Consider the following 20,147-nt stretch of genomic DNA (forward strand, 5'->3'; position numbering starts at 1 on the left):
TCATTTTCTCACCGTATAGGTAAAAGCTTGCGACTGTACGGATACACCTGTGTCCTGCTCGATTGCACGCTCATTCCATTGCAGTGTAATCTCTAAATCAGCAGATCCCGCAGAACTGGCAGGCCCTGATACACCTGCTGCTACCAGCAATCCACCAAATACTCTGAAATTATTTCCACACCAGTCCGCAGCATCATCAGCTGCAATAGATCCAGCATTACCGTTAAAGTTTTCTGGTGGTGTTATATCGGCAGCAGAATAATCAGCACAATCTATGGATGAATAATCACCCACACCCGCCTCAGGGTTAGCGCGGATGCGTTCCTCCATATCCATGGCCTGAATTGAGGCCAATGCTCGCAGGTAAGTACTATGGCTCATGCTGAGGGTTTTGGCGTACATGGCGGCAAGAGCCAGCAGTGCGAACGAAAACACAATCAGTGCAATCAGCGATTCCAGCAGCGTGAATCCCTTATGAGCATTCCTGGTCATCTTCCTTGAGCCACCTACTCCATTTCGAATAACAATTATCATGGGCAGGCTCCGTTAGTCAGCCTGACAGCTCCGCTTATGAATATTTGCACACAGCGGGACCCGCCACCGCTGTAAGAAACAGAGAATGCTTTTTCTTCCCCATCAGAGACCATACCCCTCCCATTGAAGCTGACGGCTGCATTATTATCGGTTGTCACATTAGCCGGGAACGCATCATAGACACGCAACTCCTCTCCCGTGCTTACAACCGAAACCGACCAACCGCTTTGGTAGGAACCCTCGGACTCCACCTCTTCATTCCTGGCAATCGCCTCGCTTCTGGCATACCTGAAGGAGTCAGCCATCGCTTCGGCCGCCGAGTCCAACCTGGACTTTTCCAGCATTGACTGAAACGAGGGCATCCCGATCCCGACGATAATCGCCAGAACAGCTACGGCCACCATCAGTTCAACAACCGAGAAGCCAAAAGAGTTTGAATGCAGATGTCTGTTTGGCATCCGTGCAGTGCTCTTGGTAAGTCTTTACTTGAGTTTACACCATGCACCCACTTCGACAACTGTCCGCCATCGGTTACATACCCCCTGATGTTCATTTTTTGAGCATTGTCATTGTCATGCTCTTTGTGTTAAGGCAATATTCAGATATCTCTGCAGGGAAGAAGTAGCAGCGAGCAAATGACGACAGTGCAGTTTAGCTGCCAGATACCCAAACAGCCGGAGGCCACCATGCCCACTCATTCCCCCACCCAGCAGCCCAAACGTGAGCAAGGCTCGGTCTTGTTGATCGGAATGATTTTTCTGGTCGTGCTGATGATCGGCGCCACCAGCATCATGAACTCTGCTGTTCAGGATGAACGGATTACAGGCAACACCAAAACAAGCCTGCAGGCATTTTTTGCAGCTGAGGCTGGGTATCGCGAGATGATTGAACATCTTGAGGCTACCGACCAAGGTGGGGACAACAACGTTAAGCAGGATCGCTGGGACAGTATCGCCAGCAAAGTATCCGCTTACTCCACGCAAAGTGACTGGGAACAGGCAGATATCGACAATAAGGTTAGCGGTTTCAATGCCAAAGCTTTTACTGGGCAAGACAAAGGCAAATCAGAATTCACGGTCAAGTTTTCCCCCGTATTTGATGATGATGGCAACCGTGTTAGCAACAAGATTCTGTTCTTCAGTGAAGGCAAGGCGGGGCAAGCATCACGAACCATTGGGTTTGAACTCGAGGGCGGTAGCGGCAATACCACACTGAATGCACCTGCCGCCATCAGTTGCTTTGGCTCCGGCTGCAAAATCACGGCCGGCGCAGGTAATGACTCCGTCATCAGTGGTCGAAACCACCCTGTACCTGACGCAAGTTGCAGCGGTAACAGCTGCTGGAAAGACCCTTATACCGAGGAAGACAACGCAAAGCTGAGTTACAGTGTTCCAGCGGCATACCTGACACATTATGAAAGTAGCACTCTGGGAAAACAGGGCACTGTTGGAACATCGGCCAGCGGCGGTGGTGGTGGTGGTGGTAAACCAGCTAAAGACAAAGAAAATGGCGGTGGCCAAGACAGGGATGACAGTTCAGGAGGGGATCAAACCGACGAAGAAGAGGGCAAAAGTAAGGATCTCTCCTTTATCGGTCAGGATAAAGGCTACTCCGAAAATGACGATGCCAACGAACACCACACCTCCGGCCCCGACAAAACTGCTGATTCGGTTTGGGTACCCAGCGACTATCCGGTTGACGAAAATGGCAAATCAACAGCCCCGTCCACTGACAAGTATTTTGGCAACAGTGACTCAATGATTACTGACCTCATGGACAAGGCCGGTGGTGAGATTGGGGACGTTGGCTCAGACAAAGTTGCATTGATCGATACCACCAAGACCAAGCAGCTGAATAAAAAACCGGCCGGTGGCGTACTGATCATTGACGGGAGCAATGCCTCAAACGACAAGAAGAAAGAGTTTAAAGCTGCCGGTACAGGCTTTTTTGCAGGGCTGGTTGTTATCAAGGGTTGTGCTCAGTGGAGCAGCCGAGGCAACTTTACAATCTACGGTGCCGTCATCGTTGACGCTACCGGGTGTGGAGATGATTACTTCCCGTTCGACAGCAAGGGTACGCCAGACCTCAAATACAGCAGCGAAGCCCTTGATAATGCTGGCGTCGGCAGCGGAGCCGGTTCAGGCTTTAACGGCAACATGACAGACTGGTATGAAGTAACCGGCTACTAATTGCATCCCTGAAAGAAAGAGAATGACTCATCACACTTTGTCAGGAAGTGCGACTTTGATTGTCAGGAAACAGGTTGTCGTTTTCCCTGCAGCCATAAGACATCCGCCTAATCACTTTGATCCGGTTACTCATCTTCCTTATCCAGGATGAACATTACTAAGGACTTGGTGAATTAGAAAGTGGGGGCAGGTCAAACAGGCCTGTCGTTCATTCGATGCCATAGTGGCTTTCAAGGGTCTACCCGAGCGCTGTCAGGGCGAACAAAGGGCCGGAGCTTACTGACAAGGCACTGGATCTGTGGGTCTATAAGAACAAGGTGAAACTGAAGCTGATACAGCCCGGAAAAACCGATGCAAAACGGCCATGTCGAGAGTTTCAATAAGCAAATTCAGGGATGAATGCCTGAGCGAGCATTGGTTTGGGGATTTGGCTCAAGCCCGGCAACTTATTAGCAAGTGGCTCATAACGAAAAGCAATACCACTCATCACTGCTGTTGAAACGAGGCAGGCTCATGACATACACATACAAGATATCACTCGTTTCGGGAGACCATGGCGCTTAACCGCTTTTTCTGACACCAAGTGAGCAACGCGATTGAGTTTCAACCGGCGGCGTACGGATTCAACGGCCCATTACGCCAAAAACAGGGTCTTTGAAATGTGCTTGGCGATCCATTTGAGTCTCAGGCGCACTTCTTGATTAGATCAGTACACCGTTAAGGCATCTGACACACTTTTCAGGCACCTGACTGGGTGAAATGCGCAACCCTCTGGACGTGACTTGAGACGGGACTGCTTCACGGTAGCACGTAATCCGATTTTACTCTGCCACCTTATCCTATTCTTACTTCATCAATTAACTGACTCATCCAAAACACAAGCAGTATCTGAGTTTAAATTACAGCTTGTCCCCACATCACCCGGAGGGTTTGGAAAAGCCTCAATAGTGGTGTTTGCAGATATACTGGCTATTTGGGATGCATCCGTTATCCACTGGCAAGACGACGTATTAGGCGAGGGTACTGATGAAGCGCCATCTGAAACCGCTACAATTACACTCATAGTGTAGCCTTTGGCCTCAGCAGAACATGCACTATTCGCCGCTTTTCTCGTGTAGTCGAAGTAAATAGGGACGGCTATTGCTGCCAAAATACCTATGATAGCAATGACAACCATCAGCTCAATAAGGGTAAAGCCTTTTCCTTCACGCATAGCGCCCCTCCTAGACTTAAAGGGCCAGCTCCCTTTCAGAAAGCCAGCCCTTAGACAACACTGCTTATGACAAGCAGCCTGATCAGTCTATGATATTAGTACAGCTGCCAGTGCTCATATCACACTCCACTGCATTAGCATCCCCCGGTGAAGCTGCAGAGACCTGAACACTACTTGTTCCCGCAGCAGCGGCAGCAACAGAAACTCCAGAAAGGTCATCGCACCGACTTTCTTCGAAGGTGGGGTCATTTGCACTTGCGCCATCCTCGGCAAATGCAACAATTACAGCATTCGCCTTCGCTTTCGCTTCAGCCAAGCACGCATTGTTAGCACTCTTACGGGTGTAATCCTGATAAGCCGGCAGTGCGATGGCAGCCAGAATACCGATGATCGCTACAACGATCATCAATTCAATCAGGGTAAAACCCTTCTGATTCATCTGTTTTTTCATGGTAGGACTCTCCAGCGAGTTTGAAATTTTGAAATCGAACGTTAGAACGTCCCTTTTCTCCGCTCTAATGCCATACTAGGTCAGCCCTGTTGCCGCTGTCCAGCCTGAACGCAAACTTAACGCAAATTTATCTTGCGCCCGGTCAACCTCTTGCCAGTTAGTTAGCTGTGGTTTACACCGCAGATGCGGCTATGCTTTTATTGCTTTATCATACGGCTGTTCTGTATTGACTCTGTTGCACGGTTACAGGAGTTCCGGTGTCTCAAGGTACACAACCCCTTACAGGGCTGGCCAAGCGGCTGGTCAACGATGGTGTCTTCTCGTCTGAAGTTGCGCAGGATGCGGTCGTTCAGGCACGGAAGACAAACCAGCCTTTTATCAGTTACATCATCTCGCACCGCCTGATCAGCTCACACCGGGCGGCCCAGGCTGCTTCCGAAGAATTTGGCTATCCTCTGTTCGACCTTGATTCATTAAGTGACGACTCCATTCCTCAGGGCCTGATTTCCGAAGCGCTGATCACCAAGCACTTCGTTCTGCCTCTTTTGAAACGCGATAACCGCCTCTATGTTGCCATCACCGACCCGACTAATATTCAGGCACTTGACGAGATCAAGTTCCATACCGGCATCACTACAGAACCCGTCATTGTTGAAGAGGACAAGCTTCAGCGCCGACTGGATCAGTTCCTGGACAGCACCAACGATGCAATGGAGGAACTGGAAGATACTGATCTGGAAAACATTGAGCTTCAAGAGGAAGAGGATGCCAGCAGTGAAAAAGAGTCGGCAGAAGACGCTGCTAACGACACACCCATTGTTCGGTTCATTAACAAAGTGCTCTTGGACGCGATCAAGAAAGGGGCGTCTGATATCCATTTTGAACCTTACGAGAAAAGCTACCGGGTACGCTGCCGTATTGATGGCATGTTGCAGGAGGTCCATCGCCCTCCCTTGAACCTTGCAACAAGACTCGCGGCACGCTTGAAAGTGATGTCACGCATGGATATTTCGGAGCGCCGCGTTCCCCAGGATGGCCGTATCAAGTTGAAGGTATCCAAGAAGCGCTCCATCGACTTCCGTGTCAACACGTTGCCCACCCTGTGGGGCGAAAAGATCGTACTGCGCATTCTGGACCCCAGCAGTGCCAAGATGGGTGTAGAGGCCCTTGGCTTTGAGCCGGACCAGAAATCTGCTTACCTGCAAACACTGGAGCAGCCTCAAGGCATGATTCTGGTCACCGGCCCCACCGGCTCGGGTAAGACCGTCACGCTCTACACCGGCCTGAATATTCTGAATACGGAAGAGCGCAACATCTCTACCGCAGAAGACCCGGTGGAAATCAACCTTGAAGGGATCAACCAGGTCCATGTAAACCCCAAGGTGGGCCTCACGTTTGCGGAGGCATTGCGCTCCTTCCTGCGACAGGACCCGGATGTGGTAATGGTGGGTGAGATCCGCGACCTTGAAACCGCTGAGATCGCCATCAAGGCGGCACAGACAGGTCACATGGTCTTGTCTACACTGCATACCAACAGCGCACCGGAGACTTTGACGCGCTTGCGTAATATGGGCGTGCCTTCCTTTAATATTGCGACCTCTGTCAGCCTGATCATCGCCCAGCGTTTGGGACGCCGGCTGTGTGAATCCTGCAAGGTCCCGGCCGAGATACCGGAGCCGGCACTGCTGGAAGAAGGGTTCTCCCCGGATCAGATCCCCGAACTGCATCTGTTTGACGCCAATCCGGACGGCTGCAGCAAGTGCAACCGTGGTTACAAGGGCCGTGTGGGTATCTATGAGATGTTGCAGATGACCCCTGAAATTGCGGAGTGCATTATGGAGAACGGCAACTCAATCGACATCATGCGTACAGCCGAAAAGCAGGGATTCAAGACCCTGCGCAAGTCCGGGCTGCTGAAAGTGGCGGCAGGTATTACCAGCCTGGAAGAGATGAACCGGGTAATCAAAACCTGACAGGGATAGAGCATGGCGACCAAGGCAGCGAAAAAAGCACCCAAGAAATCGACTTTTGTCTGGCAGGGCAAGGACAAAAGCGGCAACATCAGCAAGGGCAAGATCGATGCCGAAAACCTGGCGGCAGCTAAAACCTTGCTCCGCAAACAGGGCATCAACCCCAACAGGCTGGGTAAGGAGCGTGTCTCCTTGTTCAGCTCCAAACACAAGCCGATCAAGCCAGTGGATATCGCTTTTTTCATTCGCCAGGAAGCGACCATGATGAAAGCCGGTGTGCCATTACTCCAAGGCCTGGAGATCGTGGCTGAGGGTGCCGAAAAGGTGAAGCTTAAGGAGCTGATCAACGAGCTGAAAAACGACGTCAACTCCGGTAGCGACCTTTCCAAGGCGCTCGCTCGCCACCCGGAGCATTTTGACGACCTTGTGTGCTCACTTGTCCATGCCGGTGAGCAGTCCGGTGCGCTGGAGACCATGCTGGACCGCATCGCAACCTACAAGGAAAAAGTCGAGTCCCTGAAGAAGAAAATCAAAAAGGCGATGACCTACCCTATCGCGGTTATCGTGGTGGGTGTCGTCGTGTCTGCCATTCTGCTGGTCAAGGTCGTCCCTCAGTTTGAAACCGTATTTGGCAGCTTTGGCGCCGAACTTCCGGCGTTTACCCAATGGGTGATCGGGCTATCTGAAATGGCGCAAAAATGGTGGTTTGTTGGCCTGATTGGAGCCGTTGCTGGTGTTTTCGCTTTTATCAAAGCAAGACAAAAATCAGAACGCTTTTCCAATGCCGTGGACCGTGCCGTACTCAAGATCCCTGCAATTGGCACCATCCTACACAAGGCAGCCGTAGCCCGTTTTGCCCGTACCCTAGCGACTACTTTTGCGGCCGGTGTTCCTCTTGTGGAGGCTCTGGATTCAGCGGCAGGCGCCGCCGGCAACGTGGTGTACGAAAACGCCATCATCCAGATCCGCAACGGTGTATCCACCGGCCAGTCACTGCAAAGCGCTACCAACATGACTGGTGTTTTTCCCACCATGACCGTGCAGATGATCGCCATCGGTGAAGAAGCCGGCTCACTCGACATGATGCTCGACAAGGTCGCCACTTTCTATGAAGAGGAAGTGGATAATGCGGTCGACAACCTGTCCAGTCTGCTGGAGCCCATGATCATGGTTATTCTGGGTGTACTGGTCGGTGGCCTGGTTATCGCCATGTATCTGCCAATATTCCAGCTGGGTCAGGTTGTGGGTTAATGCTGGAGCTTTTACAGACATCTCCACTATTGGCAGTGGTTGCTACACTGTTGTTTTCGCTGCTGGTCGGCAGCTTCCTGAACGTGGTAATCCTGCGTTTGCCGGTGATGATGCAGCGCGAATGGGACGCCTGTATCCGCGCTGAAGCTGGTGCTCAAGCCGAAAGTGGCAATCCAGCCAGCGAACCCGAACGCTTCAACCTGATGGTACCCCGTTCCCGTTGCGGGCATTGTGGGCACGAGATTCAGTGGTATGAAAATATCCCTGTGCTGAGTTGGCTGTTTCTTCGCGGTCGTTGCAGCCAGTGCTCGACGCCCATCTCGGCGCGCTACCCCTTTGTCGAACTGCTAACGGGCATCGGTTCTGCCTGGCTGGTCTGGCATTTTGGCTTTACCCTTGAAGCAGGTTGTCTGGTTCTGTTGACCTGGGCGCTGATCACCCTGACGTTCATCGACCTGGATCACCAACTGCTGCCGGACTCCATCACCCTGCCCTTGCTCTGGCTGGGGCTGCTGATCAACACTCAGGGTGTGTTTGTGAGCCTGCACGAAGCCGTCCTGGGTGCAGCTGCGGGCTATCTCCTGCTATGGAGTGTGTACTGGCTGTTCAAGTTGCTCACCGGCAAGGAAGGCATGGGGTATGGCGACTTCAAGCTGCTGGCTGCCATCGGCGCCTGGGGCGGCTTGATGGTGCTGCCACTGGTGGTGTTGCTCTCGTCTGTTGTCGGGGTCGTGCTGGCGTTTGGCTTGATTGCATTTCGGCGTCATCAGGCGCAAAATCCACTTCCGTTCGGCCCCTACCTGGCCATTGCCGGCTGGATCGCGATGGTTTGGGGTGATTCCATCATTTCCGCATATCTGGGGAGCTTTTGATGCTGGTAGCAGGACTCACTGGAGGAATCGGAAGTGGCAAAAGTGCCGCCTCCGAGTGTTTCATTTCATTGGGTGTCCCCGTTATTGATGCCGATCAGGTAGCCCGCCAGGTCGTTGAACCCGGCAGCGAAGCTCTGACCAAAATTGCCGCGCACTTTGGTCAAGACGTTATCCGCCCTGACGGAAAGCTTGACCGCCCGGCCCTGCGCCGCATTGTATTTGACAAGGAGCGTGAGCGTAACTGGCTCGAGGCGCTGCTGCACCCTCTGATCCGTGACTCCATCCTGGATACTTTGGAACAGCTGGACGAAGACGGTCACGCCTATGCCGTGCTGGCATCTCCCCTGTTGCTGGAAACCGATCAACACCTTCTGATCAGCAAGGTGATCGTCGTGGACGTGCCCGAAGAGACTCAGGTTGAACGGACCATGCAACGCGATGGTATCGAAGAAGCCCAGGTGCGCCAGATACTGGCGGCTCAGATGACCCGTGAAGAACGACTGTCACATGCTGATTTTGTACTGGATAACAGCGGGTCTGAACAGGATCTGCACAGTGCAGTAGAAGCACTGCACCCGAAACTGAAACAGATTGCGGCCGAGGAGGATGCTGCCGATGACTGATGCCCGTATGGTCAAATGCCCACAGTGCAACAGCCCCGCCCCCTACTCTGAAGCCAACAAGTGGCGCCCTTTCTGCTCGGAGCGCTGCCGCCTGATCGATCTGGGCGAGTGGGCCAGCGAGGGTTACCAGATTGCCGCCGAGCCTTCCATGGATGATTTCAGCTCGGGCATGCTACCGGATGAAATGGGGTTTACGCCCACCCGCCACTAATTTCCTGTCATCATAAGGTCACAAGGAGTGTGACAATGCCAACAATCAGTGTGTTTTTCGGCATATTCATTCGTATGTATTACGATGATCATAATCCGCCACACTTTCATGCCTACTATGGCGACTTTCAGGCCATTATTGCGATTGAGACGCTCGAGATTCTGGATGGCACCTTACCAAAGCGAGCCCGGGCCATGGTGGTTGAATGGGCACTTGAGCACAGGCACGAGTTATTGGAGGATTGGAAACTTGCCGAGCAACACCAGCCGTTAAAAGGTATAGCCCCTTTGGAGTAGCACCGTGTTTCACAGAGTCATACAGGTCAGCGTCAAACCAGACTTTGTGCTGGAACTTACCTTTGAAGACCATACCCAGGGTGAAGTCTGTCTTAAGGACAGATTATTCGGGCCTGTGTTTGAACCGCTCAGAGACCCGGAAATTTTTGCTCAAGTGGAGATAGACCATTTCGGCGCCATTTGTTGGCCCAATGGAGCCGATCTTGATCCATCTGTCTTGTATGAACATGTCGTATCAAGCAAATTGAATTAGACCGATCTCCTATCAGGCGTGGCAGCATTCTTATCTTCAGCTGTTGTTATAATCGTCCAGCGCTGCCTTGCGGGCCGCTTTATAGTCAATAATCGGGGCGGGCCGACCATACCGCTGCCCGGCCCCCGGCTTGTGACGCTCCTTCGGCTCCAGATGCCGCAGCTCGGGTAACCACTCGGCGACAAACTCCCCGTTTGGATCAAACTTCTCGCTTTGCAGCTGAGGGTTGAAGATACGGAAGTAAGGCGCCGCATCTGCGCCAACAGAAGCACTCCAGGCCCAGCCCCCCAGGTTCGACGCAAAGTCACCGTCCATCAGCCTGGACATGAACCAGGCTTCGCCCTTGCGCCAGTCAATGCGCAACAGCTTGGTCAAAAAGCTGGCCACAATCATGCGCAGACGGTTATGCATCCAGCCGGTTGCGTTAAGCTGCTTCATGGCTGCATCCACGATCGGAAAACCGGTTTCGCCCGCCTTCCAGGCGTCAAAATGCGCTTCGTTATGACACCAGTGAATGCGTGCGGCCACCTCAGGGCGAAAAGGCGCATAGCGACTCAGTTCAGGAAAGCTCACCAGCAGATGTCGATAGAATTCGCGCCAGACCAGCTCGTTCAACCAGATACTGTGCTGCCAGCTGTCATCCTGACAGGCCTGTTTCAGGGCTGCCAGGCACTGCCTCGCTGACAGGGCGCCAATAGTCAATGCGGGTGAAAGCCCTGAAGTTCCGTGGCGTGCCGGATAGTCACGCAAACGCTGATAGTCCGGCTCCTGCTCAACGATAAAGCGCTGCAACAACGCCAGCAGGCCCGCATCGCTTACAGGATAGACTTGCTCCCGGCTCTGACGTACACCAAGAGGTACGGGCAGCGTTACCCGCTCACTGCTCGCCAGAGACAGCCCCTCAGGCAGCGGTAGCGGCGCATGTTCCAGCCGCAAAAGCTGCTTCATCCAGGCACGGCTGAACGGCGTGAATACCTTGAACGGTGTCCCGTTGCCTGTCACAACACTTCCGGGCGGGACAATCACATCGCCGTGATACCCCAACGCCTCAACCCCCTGTGCATTCAGGCTCTCACAGACGGCACGGTCTCGATTACGCTCATTAAGCGGGTACTCATAGTTGAAATGCAGCGCTTTGGCGCTAACGTCCTCAGCCAGGCGACTCAGTGCTGCTGAGCAATCCGAAAAGCGGCTGAGCTCAAGCCGGGTCAGCTCGATACCGCTTTGTTCAAGCTGCGTTTCAAGCCAGTCCAGCCGTGCAGACCAGAGATTGATACGTGCTTCGGACTCGTTATGTTCTGCCCACTGTGCCGGGGTCAAACATACAACAGCCCGGACAGGCTCCCCACTGGCGCAGGCATGATAAAGCGCCGGGTTGTCCACCAGGCGCAGATCGTTTCGAAACCAGACAAGATGCATTCAGATGTAATTCCTCAGCCCCAGTTCATGCGGGTGTGGATTCAGGTAGGTCTGACTGCGGATATAGTCCGAGCCGTGACGCTTTACATAGTGTTTCAGCAGGGTCAGCGGTACTACCAAGTGCACCTGTTCCTGACGGTACTGCTCAATCGCATCCAGCATTTCCTGCTTGGTATCACTGTCGATCTCTTTTTTCAGATACCCGAGGATATGCATGAGCACGTTGGTGTGCGTTTTCCGTGTCGCCTTGTGCGCCATGTGCTCCATAAAACGACTAATGTAATGCTCGATCACCTCCTCAAGCGGAAGGTCATGGGCCTCGGCCAGATAACGCCCCAGCTCTCGGTAGCCTTCGTAGTGGTGTGCCATCAGCAGGTATTTCTGACGACTATGAAACTGCAGGATGGCATGGTAGCTGGGATCCGGCTCCACAGTGGATTTCCAGTCATCGTAGGCAAACACCCGAGCAATAAAGTTCTCACGCAATACGGCATCATTCATGCGTGCTTCCTCTTCCAGAGGCAACACCGGATTGGACTCCCGCAAAGCACGTACAAAGACCCCCTGATCAGCATGATGAGGAATGCCGTTGGGGTGATACACCTTCACGCGCTCCATGCCACAACTGGGAGACCCCTTCATCAGGATAAAGCCACGCAAATGCCGGTGCTTTTCTGCAAATGTATGCCCGGTGTCCAGCAGCTTGTCTGTCACGTCCAGCTCCGGCTCTTTTGTTCCCTGAGCTCTGGGGTGCTCACCCTCCAGACCCACCAGCCGGATGGGATCGCGGGGTATGCCCAGACCAATCGCCACTTCAGGGCAAAAGGTTTCAAAGGAGAAACAGTCTTCCAGTACGTTCAAACAGTAACGGGAGCGCTTGTGGCCCCCGTTGTACCTCACCTGCTGCCCGGTCAAACAGGCGCTAATGCCAACCGGAATTTTCTTTTCAGGCAGGGTTGATTCCATGTCGTGCTCCTAGAGGCCGATAAACGGCTGTACCAAGCGTCCCATCAATCCGGAGAACTTCAGCGGTGCGTCCGTCGCGATCAAACAGATGCAATCTTCATCAGTATCGACCAGCGGCTGATGCTCCACATCGCCGTCCAGGTCGGCCACGTCTCCCCGGCAGAAGCGTCCCAACTCATCGTTGTAAGACCCTTTCAGAATGAGTGTCAGCTCATTACCGCCATGGGTATGATGCGGCACTGATACGCCCGGCGAGATACGCAGCAATCGTGCAGCACCGGGACCCTTCAACTCCAGGTCGATCTGGCGCACACCGTAACCGATCCGTTTCCAGGGCAGTTCATCCATCGGCGCGCCCAGAAGCTGCGCCAAAGGTGCCGGCAGCTCAGAATCACCGGCTGGCTCTGACCTGGAGTGCTCAGGCGATGCAAACTCCTGCTCGGGCTCATCAAGACGCGCCAGCAGGCTGTCCAGTGCATTATCGTCGAGTGCGGCTGGCTCAAGACGATCCAGCAGAGCACCGCCAACAGAGTTGGTCACTTCTACTCGATCACGGCAGTGCGGGCACCAATGCAGGTGGCAGGCAACCAACAGGGCCATGCCTTCCGGCAGTGTACCTGCGGAGTAGGCCATCAGGGTTGCGTCGTCAAAATGATGGCTGATATTCACACTTCTTCTCCCCAGTGAGCCTTGAGCTTACTGAATGCTAAACGGAGTCTTGATTTAACACTGCCGAGGGGAATCCCCAGTTGCTCGGCAATTTCTGAATGGCTTTTGCCTTCGTAGTAGGAAAGATGCAGCACTTGCGCCTGGCCTTCCGGCAGGGTTGCGATAGCTTCCTGCATACGCTCGGCGATGATTGAATGCTCACCCATGTCACGCTGTTCGGGGTCTGGCTCTTCTTCCGGCAGCTCATAAAACTGGACCTTGTCCCGTCGCATCCGATCGATACTCTGGTTTCGGGCCAGCGTAAAAATCCAGGTGCTGGCACTGGCCTTGGTTCGATTAAAAAGATGAGCCTTGCGCCATACCAGCAGCATAGCTTCCTGCATCACTTCTTCAGCGGTGGCATCCGGCATACCCAAACGTAATATGTAAGACTTGACCCGGGGCGCGAAGTATCCGAACAAGCGAGCAAACTCGGACTTGTCACGAGTCTCGGCCAGGCGGGTTAGACAGGCGCTCCATTCGTCTCGCACCTGCTTTCTCCTTTGCTCTGGTGTCAATGTCTGCGGGGTGACAGCGGCAGCGTTCACATCGCCTCCTTCGGCATCGAATTCCTGCATGTGTCCTCCTTACGCATCTGTGATGCCAAACGGATCAACCGTGGCTATTTAATCCTTGCAGCATTGAGCGCCGTTGTCGATGATCCGTGTACCCCCTTGGACACGTAACGGCCCGCAAAGGATATGACGAGCGACCCCACCATGAATGTACACGCCATCAAACCACTTAAAATAGCCGTTGTCGGTTCCGGTATCTCCGGCCTTTCCGCGGCATGGCTGCTGAACAAGCAGCACAAAGTGACGCTGTTCGAGAAGGACGATCGCCCGGGTGGCCATTCCAATACGGTCAATGTTCCGACTCAGGATGGTCCCCTGGCGGTGGATACCGGTTTTATCGTCTACAACCCCGTCAACTACCCCAATCTTGTCGAATTTTTTGAAACACTGGGCGTTCCCAGCCAAAACACCGACATGTCGTTCGGTGTTTCGATCAATGAGGGTGCCCTGGAGTATAGCGGCTGTGGGCTGAAAGGCCTGTTTGCGCAGAAGCGCAACTTATTGCGCCCCGGTTACTGGCGCATGCTGTCTGACCTCTTGCGCTTCTACCGTGAAGCCCCTGAGCTGATTGATGCCCCGGATGTACAAACGCAGACGCTTGGCGAGATGCTCAAGTCTCGCGGCTACGGCTCTGCGTTTATTCATCAGCACCTGATCCCGATGGGCGCCGCTATCTGGTCTACACCGGCAGATCAGATGCTGGCATATCCGGCCGTGACCTTCCTTCGCTTCTGCCAGAATCATGGCCTGGTTCAACTGAAGGACAGGCCTCAGTGGCGCACCGTCACTGGAGGAAGTCGAGAATATGTGAGTCGTATCTGCCGTGAGCTGGGTACCGGTGTTCGACTCAACAGCCGAATCCATAAGATTCACCGCCGCAATGGCAAGGTAATCGTTGAATTTCTGCATGGCGAGACCGAAACCTTTGATCATGTGGTGTTGGCCTGCCACGCTGATCAGGCACTTGAGCTTCTGGAGAACCCCACTGAACAGGAAAACCGGCTCCTGAGCTGCTTCCCCTACCAGCGCAACCGGGCGATTCTGCACACCGACACGGCCCTGATGCCCCGTCGGCGCCAGGCCTGGGCAAGCTGGAACTACCTCACGGACGCTCAACACCCACAGGGGCAACCTGAAGCCATTTCAGTCACCTACTGGATGAACAGCCTGCAACACCTGCCACAGGAGCACCCGGTGTTTGTCACCTTGAATCCGACTCAGGAGCCCGGAGACGGTCATATTCTGCGTAGTTTCCTGTATGACCACCCGGTGTTCAATCTGGATTCGATTGCCGCACAGAAATCCCTCTGGTCATTGCAGGGCAAGCAGAACACCTGGTTCTGTGGCGCCTACTTTGGCTATGGGTTCCATGAAGACGGATTGCAAGCCGGCCTGGCCGTGGCGGAACAGCTGGGCGGTACGCCTCGTCCCTGGACACTGCAGAACCCCAGCAGCCGTATCCATGTCACGGCCCCCATGAAACCCCGTGACATTTGGGTGCCGGGAGCGGTCGCATGAATCGCTCCTGCCTCTATGCCGGTCAGGTGATGCATCACCGCATGAAGCCATCCCGACATCGCTTCATCTACCGGGTGACATCCATGCTGCTGGATCTGGACGAACTGAACCAGCTCCATGGCCGGCTCCGGCTTTTCTCACGCAACCGGTTCAACCTTTTCTCCTTTCATGACCGGGACCACGGTGATGGCAGCGAGCGCCCCTTGGCTGATCAGGTGCGTTCGATCTTGCACCAGCATGACCTCGATCTGGGCAAGGGGCGAATTGAGCTGCTGTGCTATCCGCGAATACTAGGCTATGTGTTCAATCCGCTGAGCGTGTTTTATTGCTATGACGAGCAGGACAGTCTCAGAGCCATTCTGTACGAAGTCAGCAACACCTTTAACCAGAAGCACAATTATCTGATCCCGGTCGATCAGGAACAGGGACCGACTATCCGCCAGAGCTGTGACAAGGCCTTTTATGTATCCCCTTTCATCAGCATGGCCACGCAGTACCACTTCCGCATGCAACCGCCTCACAACAGAATAGCGGTCTGCATTCGACAGACAGACGAGGCAGGCCCCGTGCTGCACGCGACTTTCACGGGTCAGCGCAAGCCGCTCAGTGATGGAAGCCTGCTGAGTACCTTCCTTAAATATCCGTTGATGACCCTCAAGGTGATCGCTGGTATCCACTGGGAGGCCTTCCGCATCTGGCGCAAGAAAGTGCCGCTTCAGCCAAGGCCCAGCCCGCCCGCGACACGCACGACGCTGGTCAACCATTCGGGGGAACACACCCATGAAACCGTCTGAATATCGCACTCTGAGCCGAGCCGATGTAGTACCGCGCACCGGCTGGCTCAACCGCTGGTGTATGCAGGCTCTGCTTAACCACCTGCCACATATCGGATACGGCACACTGGACCTTCAGCTGCCTTCAGGACAACGGCTTCAGTTCGGCTCGGCTCGCGAGCATGAGCCGCGTGCCGAGATCCGGATTCATCATTTTCGTGCCTTTCGGCGCCTGCTCAGAGGCGGTGCCCTTGGCTGGTCAGAAAGTTACATGGACGGGGACTGGGACAGCCCGGATCTGGTATCCCTGTTTGACTGGGCGCTCGGCAACGAACACAAATTGCAGGACCTGATCAGGGGCCATTGGGTGCTCCGAGTGATAAGCCGACTGCGTCATCTGCGCCGCGCCAACACCCGCAGTGGCTCACGCCGCAATATCGCCTACCACTACGACCTGGGCAATGCATTTTACGGTCTCTGGCTCGACCCCAGCATGACCTACTCGGCTGCGCTTTACCCTCCCGACAGCACACGGCAGGGCATGGCAGCGCTGAATGAGGCCCAACTGAACAAGTACCGTCGAATCTGCCAGCTTCTGGACCTTAAGCCGGGACAAAAGGTACTGGAGATCGGCTGTGGCTGGGGCGGCTTTGCAGAGCTGGCAGCCCGTGAGTATGGGGCCGAAGTCCACGGCATTACGCTCTCGGTTGAGCAACTGCAATACGCCCGTGAGCGAATCGAAAAGGCCGGTCTGAATGAGCAGTGCCATTTCACACTGACCGATTACCGCGACGTGCGCGAGCAGTACGACCATATCGTATCCATCGAGATGTTCGAGGCCGTTGGCGAAGAGCACTGGCCTCGGTACTTCGAGCAGGTACGGAACTGTCTCAAACGCGGTGGACGTGCAGTGTTGCAGATTATCAGCATCGAGGACGAGCGCTTTGATGCCTACCGCAGCCGTGCCGACTTTATCCAGACCTACATCTTTCCGGGTGGCATGCTGCCCAGCCCCGAACGCTTGAAACAGGAAGTGGAGACATCGGGCCTGACATGGGAGCATGAGCAGACCTTTGCGCTGGACTATGCCGACACCCTGCGCGAATGGCGCCACAGTTTCATCGAGCAGTGGCCCCGCGTAAAGGCACAAGGGTTTGATGAGCGTTTCCGTCGCATGTGGCTGTATTATCTGGCCTACTGTGAAGGAGGCTTCCGCCACGGCAGCATTGACGTCGGGCTGTATCAGCTCCGCCGATGAAGCCGCTCAGCAGGCGACAACTGGTCAGCTATGCCCTGCCCGGACTGCCGTTGGCCATTCCCACAGTGGGTCTGTATGTCCTGCTGCCAACCTGGTATGTCGAGCACTGGTCACTCTCGCTGGGCCTGGTTGGGCTGCTGCTCATGTTGGCTCGACTGAGCGACCTGATCACCGACCCCTTGATCGGCCACTGGCTCGACTGTGGTCACCCCGCTCGCTTCAGACAGTTTATTCTGGCAGGCGCGTTCATCTGCCTGCCGGGACTTGGCATGCTGCTCTCCCCTGCTCAGAATGCCGAAGCCCTCTCCCTGCTGGCCGGCTCAGTCCTCCTGTATCTGGGATGGACCCTGATTCAGGTCCCCTATCTAAGCTGGCTGACCAGCCTCAGTCATGACAGCCACCAGCGAGCCCGCGCAGCCAGCGTGCGGGAAGGCTTTACCCTGGCAGGGCTGCTGATTTCCGCGGCGGCTCCTGCGCTGGGCCTCTATATGGGCCTGACCACGGGCCAGGTGCTGCTTCTTATGGCCGCCTTAACCGTCATACCGGGTATGTTGGCACTCACCTGCCTGTTGCGCGAAACGCCTCTGCCGGTGCGCCAGATTCAGCATCGCCCACACCACTGGCGCGGCATTCTGCGTAATCGCCCGGCCCGAATGCTGCTCGGAAGCTGGTTTTTCAACGGCATCGCCAACGGCGTTCCGGCCGTACTTTTTCCCCTCTTTGTTACCCAAACCCTGCAGGCTCGGGAGGCCGACAGAGGACTGCTGATTCTGCTCTATTTCGGTGCAGCGGTCGCGTCCCTGCCTCTGTGGCTGGCCCTGAGCCGGCGTTTCGACAAGGTAGATATATGGCGCTTCTGTATGCTGCTGTCAGTGCCCGCCTTCCTGCCCGCCACCCTGCTCGGCCCGGGGGATCTCAACCTGTTTGTTCCCATCTGTCTGCTCACCGGTTTATTGCTGGGTGCCGACCTGGCGCTTCCTCACGTCATGCAGGCGGAGGTCTGTGACTGGGACCGCTTTCGGTTCAGGTGCCAGCGCCGAGGCCTCCTGTTTGCCTGCTGGAATGCCGCGAACAAGCTGGCATTGGCGCTGGCCGCCATGATCGGGCTGGGACTGCTCCAGCTGGCCGAATGGCAGATACCCGCTCATTCAAGTCTGACCCTCGCCTTGATCTATGCCGGTATCCCCTGCGTATTCAAGACAGTTGCGGTGGTCTGGCTCAGAGGCTACCCCCTGCGCCAAGCTGGCCACCAGGCTCTGCGTGCACGCCTTGCAGGTACCGATGGAGACCCCCATGCGGATTAGACATTTTTTCTGGTTGTTTTTGCTTTCTGCGTTCATAACGGGATGCTCACCCATGAAGACAGACTCTCTCTACTCACAGGGTCCGACACTGAAGATCGAAGATTTTTTTCAGGGCAAGGTGTACGCCTGGGGGATCTTTGAGGACCGTTTCGGCAAGCTGCGACGCCAGTTCCAGGTCGAAATCGACGGTGACTGGAACGGCGAGCGCCTGGTACTGGATGAGAAATTTCTCTACGGCGATGGTGAGCAGGACCGCCGCGTATGGACAATCACCCCTACTGGAGACAACCGCTATATCGGCCAGGCCGATGACATACTGGGACACGCAGAAGGCGTTACCCAGGGCAACAGCCTCAACTGGCAATACAAAATGGAATTGAAGGTGGGCGATGGCAGCTGGAAGGTTGCCTTTAACGACTGGATGTATCTGCAGCCCGGCAATGTAATGGTAAACCGGGCCGAGGTCAGCAAATGGGGTGTCCAGCTGGGTACGGTCACTCTGTTCTTCGTCCGTGGAGAGCAGTTCAGGGAGATCCCATTTACACTCTGAGGACTCTCATCGAGTCCTCAAAAAAGTATTTCCTAAATCTGCTGCGATACCTCCACCATCAGGCGGTCAACCTGTTTAACGACCTCAAGGCTGGCCGACTCCATCTGTTCGAGATGCTGCAACATGCGGGTGTAGTCACCCGTACGACCCGCTTCAAGCGCTGCCTTACCCGATTCGTGTACACGGCGATGGGGACTTTCGAGTGACCGAAAGCTTTCCATATGCCCATAGTGAGAGGCGCCATACCCTTCGTAATACCAGTGCCCCAACCGACATTCTGTATGATCATTGGCACCTTCGGCAAAACGACCGGACTCAATCAGGCTGTAGACCCGGTTTTTCCACACGGCATGATCCAGTTTTACAGTATCCAGAAATGAAGCAGTGGTTGCTCGCGCGATGACACGTTGCATTTGATTGGACCGATCCAAAACATCAGCCACCACACCATCAATCTGTGTTGAGGAAGCCGAAACCTCTACCGCGCTCTCGTGATTCCTGGTCACGATCTCCTTGATAGTGCCGGTCTGATCCATCACCTTGCCAATCAGGCTCTCGATCTCACCACTGGCCTGATGGGCTTTGCTGGCCAGGTTTCGAACCTCATCAGCTACCACGGCGAAGCCCCGGCCGGCCTCCCCTGCACGTGCTGCTTCTATAGCGGCATTCAATGCCAACAGGTTGGTTTGATCCGATATTTCTTTGATGCCTACAACCAGTTTGCTGATTGACTCGGCGGTACCATCCAGCACCTCAGTTGCCTGCAAGCTGGACTCAGCATGATAGTTGATCTGTTCAGCGCGCTTGCTGAGCCTGGAGACCGCTGCTCGGGTGTCATCAAACACTGAGTCAATCTCAGCCAGTGACTTTCGCTCTTCAATCAGCTGCTCTGCGTTAATGGCCAGGCCTTCACGAATCGAACCCAGCATCTCATTGCCCTTGAGTTGGTAGGACAGGACTTTGGCTTCACTGTCACCCTGACGCTGAATCGCCTGTAACTGAGACTCCTTTTCTGCCACCAGCTCTTTAAGAGTATCGATCTCCTGCTGGTAATCCTTTTGGACAGCTGCCAGCTGTGCCCGCAACTGCTCTGTTTCCTGACTGGCTCGACGTGAGAACAACATGTTTTTCTCTGTTTTTATAAGTAGTAACTATTTGAAGGAGTGGTTCATTCACTCCTGCAAAACAACTGTTTGAGAAAGATTACTACGAA

21 protein-coding genes and 2 pseudogenes are annotated in these 20,147 nt (G+C 54.6%); 14 read left to right on the top strand and 9 right to left on the bottom strand.

The features are described from left to right. Nucleotides 1-534, bottom strand: coding sequence for a type IV pilus modification protein PilV (pilV, locus tag H9C73_RS08990; RefSeq protein ID WP_209287490.1), 534 nt, complete (start codon nucleotides 532-534; stop codon nucleotides 1-3). Further along, nucleotides 531-992, bottom strand: coding sequence for a GspH/FimT family pseudopilin (locus H9C73_RS08995; protein WP_209287580.1), 462 nt, complete (start codon nucleotides 990-992; stop codon nucleotides 531-533). Before H9C73_RS08995 ends, pilV begins: the two co-directional genes overlap by 4 nt. A gap of 228 nt (nucleotides 993-1,220) precedes the next feature. Here H9C73_RS08995 and H9C73_RS09000 point away from each other — a divergent pair, with 228 nt between their 5' ends. Continuing rightward, nucleotides 1,221-2,723, top strand: coding sequence for a pilus assembly PilX family protein (locus H9C73_RS09000; RefSeq protein ID WP_209287491.1), 1,503 nt, complete (start codon nucleotides 1,221-1,223; stop codon nucleotides 2,721-2,723). Nucleotides 2,724-2,956: 233 nt separating this feature from the next. After that, nucleotides 2,957-3,183, top strand: a pseudogene (locus tag H9C73_RS16100) (integrase core domain-containing protein); the annotation flags it as partial. A 393-nt stretch (nucleotides 3,184-3,576) separates the two neighbouring features. On the opposite strand, the gene H9C73_RS16460 reads toward H9C73_RS16100, so the two are convergent. Together H9C73_RS16460 and H9C73_RS09010 are read right to left on the bottom strand one after the other, a co-directional pair. Then, nucleotides 3,577-3,936: a prepilin-type N-terminal cleavage/methylation domain-containing protein gene (locus H9C73_RS16460; RefSeq protein ID WP_209287492.1), complete on the bottom strand. Its 360-nt coding sequence runs from the start codon at nucleotides 3,934-3,936 to the stop codon at nucleotides 3,577-3,579. A 336-nt stretch (nucleotides 3,937-4,272) separates the two neighbouring features. After that, nucleotides 4,273-4,375, bottom strand: a pseudogene (locus H9C73_RS09010) (prepilin-type N-terminal cleavage/methylation domain-containing protein); the annotation flags it as partial. A gap of 269 nt (nucleotides 4,376-4,644) precedes the next feature. On the opposite strand from H9C73_RS09010, the gene pilB reads away from it, so the two are divergent. From pilB to H9C73_RS16465, 7 genes are read left to right on the top strand one after another with little or no spacing between them, the layout of a single operon-like run. Continuing rightward, nucleotides 4,645-6,360, top strand: coding sequence for a type IV-A pilus assembly ATPase PilB (pilB, locus tag H9C73_RS09015; protein WP_209287493.1), 1,716 nt, complete (start codon nucleotides 4,645-4,647; stop codon nucleotides 6,358-6,360). Between the two features lie 12 nt (nucleotides 6,361-6,372). After that, nucleotides 6,373-7,608 (top strand): type II secretion system F family protein, encoded by a 1,236-nt coding sequence (locus H9C73_RS09020; RefSeq protein WP_209287494.1) that lies wholly within the window; start codon nucleotides 6,373-6,375, stop codon nucleotides 7,606-7,608. Beyond that, nucleotides 7,608-8,480 carry a prepilin peptidase gene (locus H9C73_RS09025; RefSeq protein WP_209287495.1) on the top strand — a complete coding sequence of 291 codons (873 nt, stop codon included), beginning with the start codon at nucleotides 7,608-7,610 and terminating at the stop codon, nucleotides 8,478-8,480. Before H9C73_RS09020 ends, H9C73_RS09025 begins: the two co-directional genes overlap by 1 nt. Next, nucleotides 8,480-9,103 carry a dephospho-CoA kinase gene (coaE, locus tag H9C73_RS09030; RefSeq protein WP_209287496.1) on the top strand — a complete coding sequence of 208 codons (624 nt, stop codon included), beginning with the start codon at nucleotides 8,480-8,482 and terminating at the stop codon, nucleotides 9,101-9,103. Before H9C73_RS09025 ends, coaE begins: the two co-directional genes overlap by 1 nt. Continuing rightward, entirely contained in the window at nucleotides 9,096-9,314 is a 219-nt protein-coding gene (locus tag H9C73_RS09035; protein WP_236014189.1) for a DNA gyrase inhibitor YacG, read from the top strand. The genes coaE and H9C73_RS09035 overlap by 8 nt, the downstream gene beginning before the upstream one ends. Before the next feature lie 35 nt (nucleotides 9,315-9,349). After that, on the top strand, nucleotides 9,350-9,610 hold the full coding sequence (locus tag H9C73_RS09040) for a DUF4160 domain-containing protein (protein ID WP_209287497.1): 261 nt from the start codon (nucleotides 9,350-9,352) through the stop codon (nucleotides 9,608-9,610). Nucleotides 9,611-9,614: 4 nt separating this feature from the next. Next, the gene (locus tag H9C73_RS16465) at nucleotides 9,615-9,863 is read left to right on the top strand and encodes a DUF2442 domain-containing protein (protein ID WP_209287498.1); all 249 of its coding nucleotides are present in this window, start codon (nucleotides 9,615-9,617) and stop codon (nucleotides 9,861-9,863) included. A 36-nt stretch (nucleotides 9,864-9,899) separates the two neighbouring features. Here H9C73_RS16465 and phrB read toward each other — a convergent pair whose 3' ends face one another. Genes phrB through H9C73_RS09065 form a run of 4 tightly spaced genes read right to left on the bottom strand, consistent with a single transcriptional unit; the run spans nucleotide 9,900 to nucleotide 13,534 of the window. After that, on the bottom strand, nucleotides 9,900-11,282 hold the full coding sequence (gene phrB / locus H9C73_RS09050) for a deoxyribodipyrimidine photo-lyase (RefSeq protein WP_209287499.1): 1,383 nt from the start codon (nucleotides 11,280-11,282) through the stop codon (nucleotides 9,900-9,902). Continuing rightward, a complete protein-coding gene (locus tag H9C73_RS09055) occupies nucleotides 11,283-12,248 on the bottom strand; it encodes a YbgA family protein (protein ID WP_209287500.1) in 966 nt (321 codons plus the stop codon). 9 nt (nucleotides 12,249-12,257) lie between these two features. Then, a complete protein-coding gene (locus H9C73_RS09060) occupies nucleotides 12,258-12,917 on the bottom strand; it encodes a ChrR family anti-sigma-E factor (RefSeq protein WP_209287501.1) in 660 nt (219 codons plus the stop codon). Next, on the bottom strand, nucleotides 12,914-13,534 hold the full coding sequence (locus tag H9C73_RS09065; protein WP_209287502.1) for a sigma-70 family RNA polymerase sigma factor: 621 nt from the start codon (nucleotides 13,532-13,534) through the stop codon (nucleotides 12,914-12,916). Before H9C73_RS09065 ends, H9C73_RS09060 begins: the two co-directional genes overlap by 4 nt. Before the next feature lie 123 nt (nucleotides 13,535-13,657). Between H9C73_RS09065 and H9C73_RS09070 the strand changes: the two genes are divergently transcribed. Genes H9C73_RS09070 through H9C73_RS09090 form a run of 5 tightly spaced genes read left to right on the top strand, consistent with a single transcriptional unit; the run spans nucleotide 13,658 to nucleotide 18,934 of the window. Beyond that, the gene (locus H9C73_RS09070) at nucleotides 13,658-15,049 is read left to right on the top strand and encodes an NAD(P)/FAD-dependent oxidoreductase (RefSeq protein ID WP_236014190.1); all 1,392 of its coding nucleotides are present in this window, start codon (nucleotides 13,658-13,660) and stop codon (nucleotides 15,047-15,049) included. Continuing rightward, nucleotides 15,046-15,843 (top strand): DUF1365 domain-containing protein, encoded by a 798-nt coding sequence (locus H9C73_RS09075; RefSeq protein WP_209287503.1) that lies wholly within the window; start codon nucleotides 15,046-15,048, stop codon nucleotides 15,841-15,843. Before H9C73_RS09070 ends, H9C73_RS09075 begins: the two co-directional genes overlap by 4 nt. Continuing rightward, nucleotides 15,830-17,080 (top strand): SAM-dependent methyltransferase, encoded by a 1,251-nt coding sequence (locus H9C73_RS09080; protein ID WP_209287504.1) that lies wholly within the window; start codon nucleotides 15,830-15,832, stop codon nucleotides 17,078-17,080. The genes H9C73_RS09075 and H9C73_RS09080 overlap by 14 nt, the downstream gene beginning before the upstream one ends. Beyond that, complete coding sequence (locus tag H9C73_RS09085) at nucleotides 17,077-18,384, top strand: MFS transporter (RefSeq protein ID WP_209287505.1); 1,308 nt, start codon at nucleotides 17,077-17,079, stop codon at nucleotides 18,382-18,384. The genes H9C73_RS09080 and H9C73_RS09085 overlap by 4 nt, the downstream gene beginning before the upstream one ends. Next, nucleotides 18,374-18,934: a DUF3833 domain-containing protein gene (locus tag H9C73_RS09090; RefSeq protein WP_209287506.1), complete on the top strand. Its 561-nt coding sequence runs from the start codon at nucleotides 18,374-18,376 to the stop codon at nucleotides 18,932-18,934. Before H9C73_RS09085 ends, H9C73_RS09090 begins: the two co-directional genes overlap by 11 nt. Before the next feature lie 32 nt (nucleotides 18,935-18,966). On the opposite strand, the gene H9C73_RS09095 is transcribed toward H9C73_RS09090, so the two are convergent. Then, nucleotides 18,967-20,058 (bottom strand): methyl-accepting chemotaxis protein, encoded by a 1,092-nt coding sequence (locus H9C73_RS09095; protein WP_209287507.1) that lies wholly within the window; start codon nucleotides 20,056-20,058, stop codon nucleotides 18,967-18,969. Between the last annotated feature and the right edge of the window lie 89 nt (nucleotides 20,059-20,147).

It is taken from the genome of Marinobacterium alkalitolerans (genome assembly GCF_017776525.1).
Taxonomy (GTDB): Bacteria; Pseudomonadota; Gammaproteobacteria; order Pseudomonadales; family Balneatricaceae; genus Marinobacterium; species Marinobacterium alkalitolerans.

Coding starts and splice junctions, on each gene's coding strand:
- H9C73_RS09090 (WP_209287506.1), top strand. CDS start 18,374: ATGCGGATTAGACATTTTTTCTGGTTGTTTTTGCTTTCTGCGTTCATA.
- H9C73_RS09080 (WP_209287504.1), top strand. CDS start 15,830: ATGAAACCGTCTGAATATCGCACTCTGAGCCGAGCCGATGTAGTACCG.
- pilV (WP_209287490.1), bottom strand. CDS start 534: ATGATAATTGTTATTCGAAATGGAGTAGGTGGCTCAAGGAAGATGACC.
- H9C73_RS16460 (WP_209287492.1), bottom strand. CDS start 3,936: ATGCGTGAAGGAAAAGGCTTTACCCTTATTGAGCTGATGGTTGTCATT.
- H9C73_RS09020 (WP_209287494.1), top strand. CDS start 6,373: ATGGCGACCAAGGCAGCGAAAAAAGCACCCAAGAAATCGACTTTTGTC.
- H9C73_RS09095 (WP_209287507.1), bottom strand. CDS start 20,058: ATGTTGTTCTCACGTCGAGCCAGTCAGGAAACAGAGCAGTTGCGGGCA.
- H9C73_RS09035 (WP_236014189.1), top strand. CDS start 9,096: ATGACTGATGCCCGTATGGTCAAATGCCCACAGTGCAACAGCCCCGCC.
- H9C73_RS09040 (WP_209287497.1), top strand. CDS start 9,350: ATGCCAACAATCAGTGTGTTTTTCGGCATATTCATTCGTATGTATTAC.
- H9C73_RS09085 (WP_209287505.1), top strand. CDS start 17,077: ATGAAGCCGCTCAGCAGGCGACAACTGGTCAGCTATGCCCTGCCCGGA.
- H9C73_RS08995 (WP_209287580.1), bottom strand. CDS start 992: ATGCCAAACAGACATCTGCATTCAAACTCTTTTGGCTTCTCGGTTGTT.
- H9C73_RS09000 (WP_209287491.1), top strand. CDS start 1,221: ATGCCCACTCATTCCCCCACCCAGCAGCCCAAACGTGAGCAAGGCTCG.
- coaE (WP_209287496.1), top strand. CDS start 8,480: ATGCTGGTAGCAGGACTCACTGGAGGAATCGGAAGTGGCAAAAGTGCC.
- H9C73_RS09070 (WP_236014190.1), top strand. CDS start 13,658: ATGACGAGCGACCCCACCATGAATGTACACGCCATCAAACCACTTAAA.
- H9C73_RS09065 (WP_209287502.1), bottom strand. CDS start 13,534: ATGCAGGAATTCGATGCCGAAGGAGGCGATGTGAACGCTGCCGCTGTC.
- H9C73_RS09075 (WP_209287503.1), top strand. CDS start 15,046: ATGAATCGCTCCTGCCTCTATGCCGGTCAGGTGATGCATCACCGCATG.
- H9C73_RS09025 (WP_209287495.1), top strand. CDS start 7,608: ATGCTGGAGCTTTTACAGACATCTCCACTATTGGCAGTGGTTGCTACA.
- H9C73_RS09055 (WP_209287500.1), bottom strand. CDS start 12,248: ATGGAATCAACCCTGCCTGAAAAGAAAATTCCGGTTGGCATTAGCGCC.
- phrB (WP_209287499.1), bottom strand. CDS start 11,282: ATGCATCTTGTCTGGTTTCGAAACGATCTGCGCCTGGTGGACAACCCG.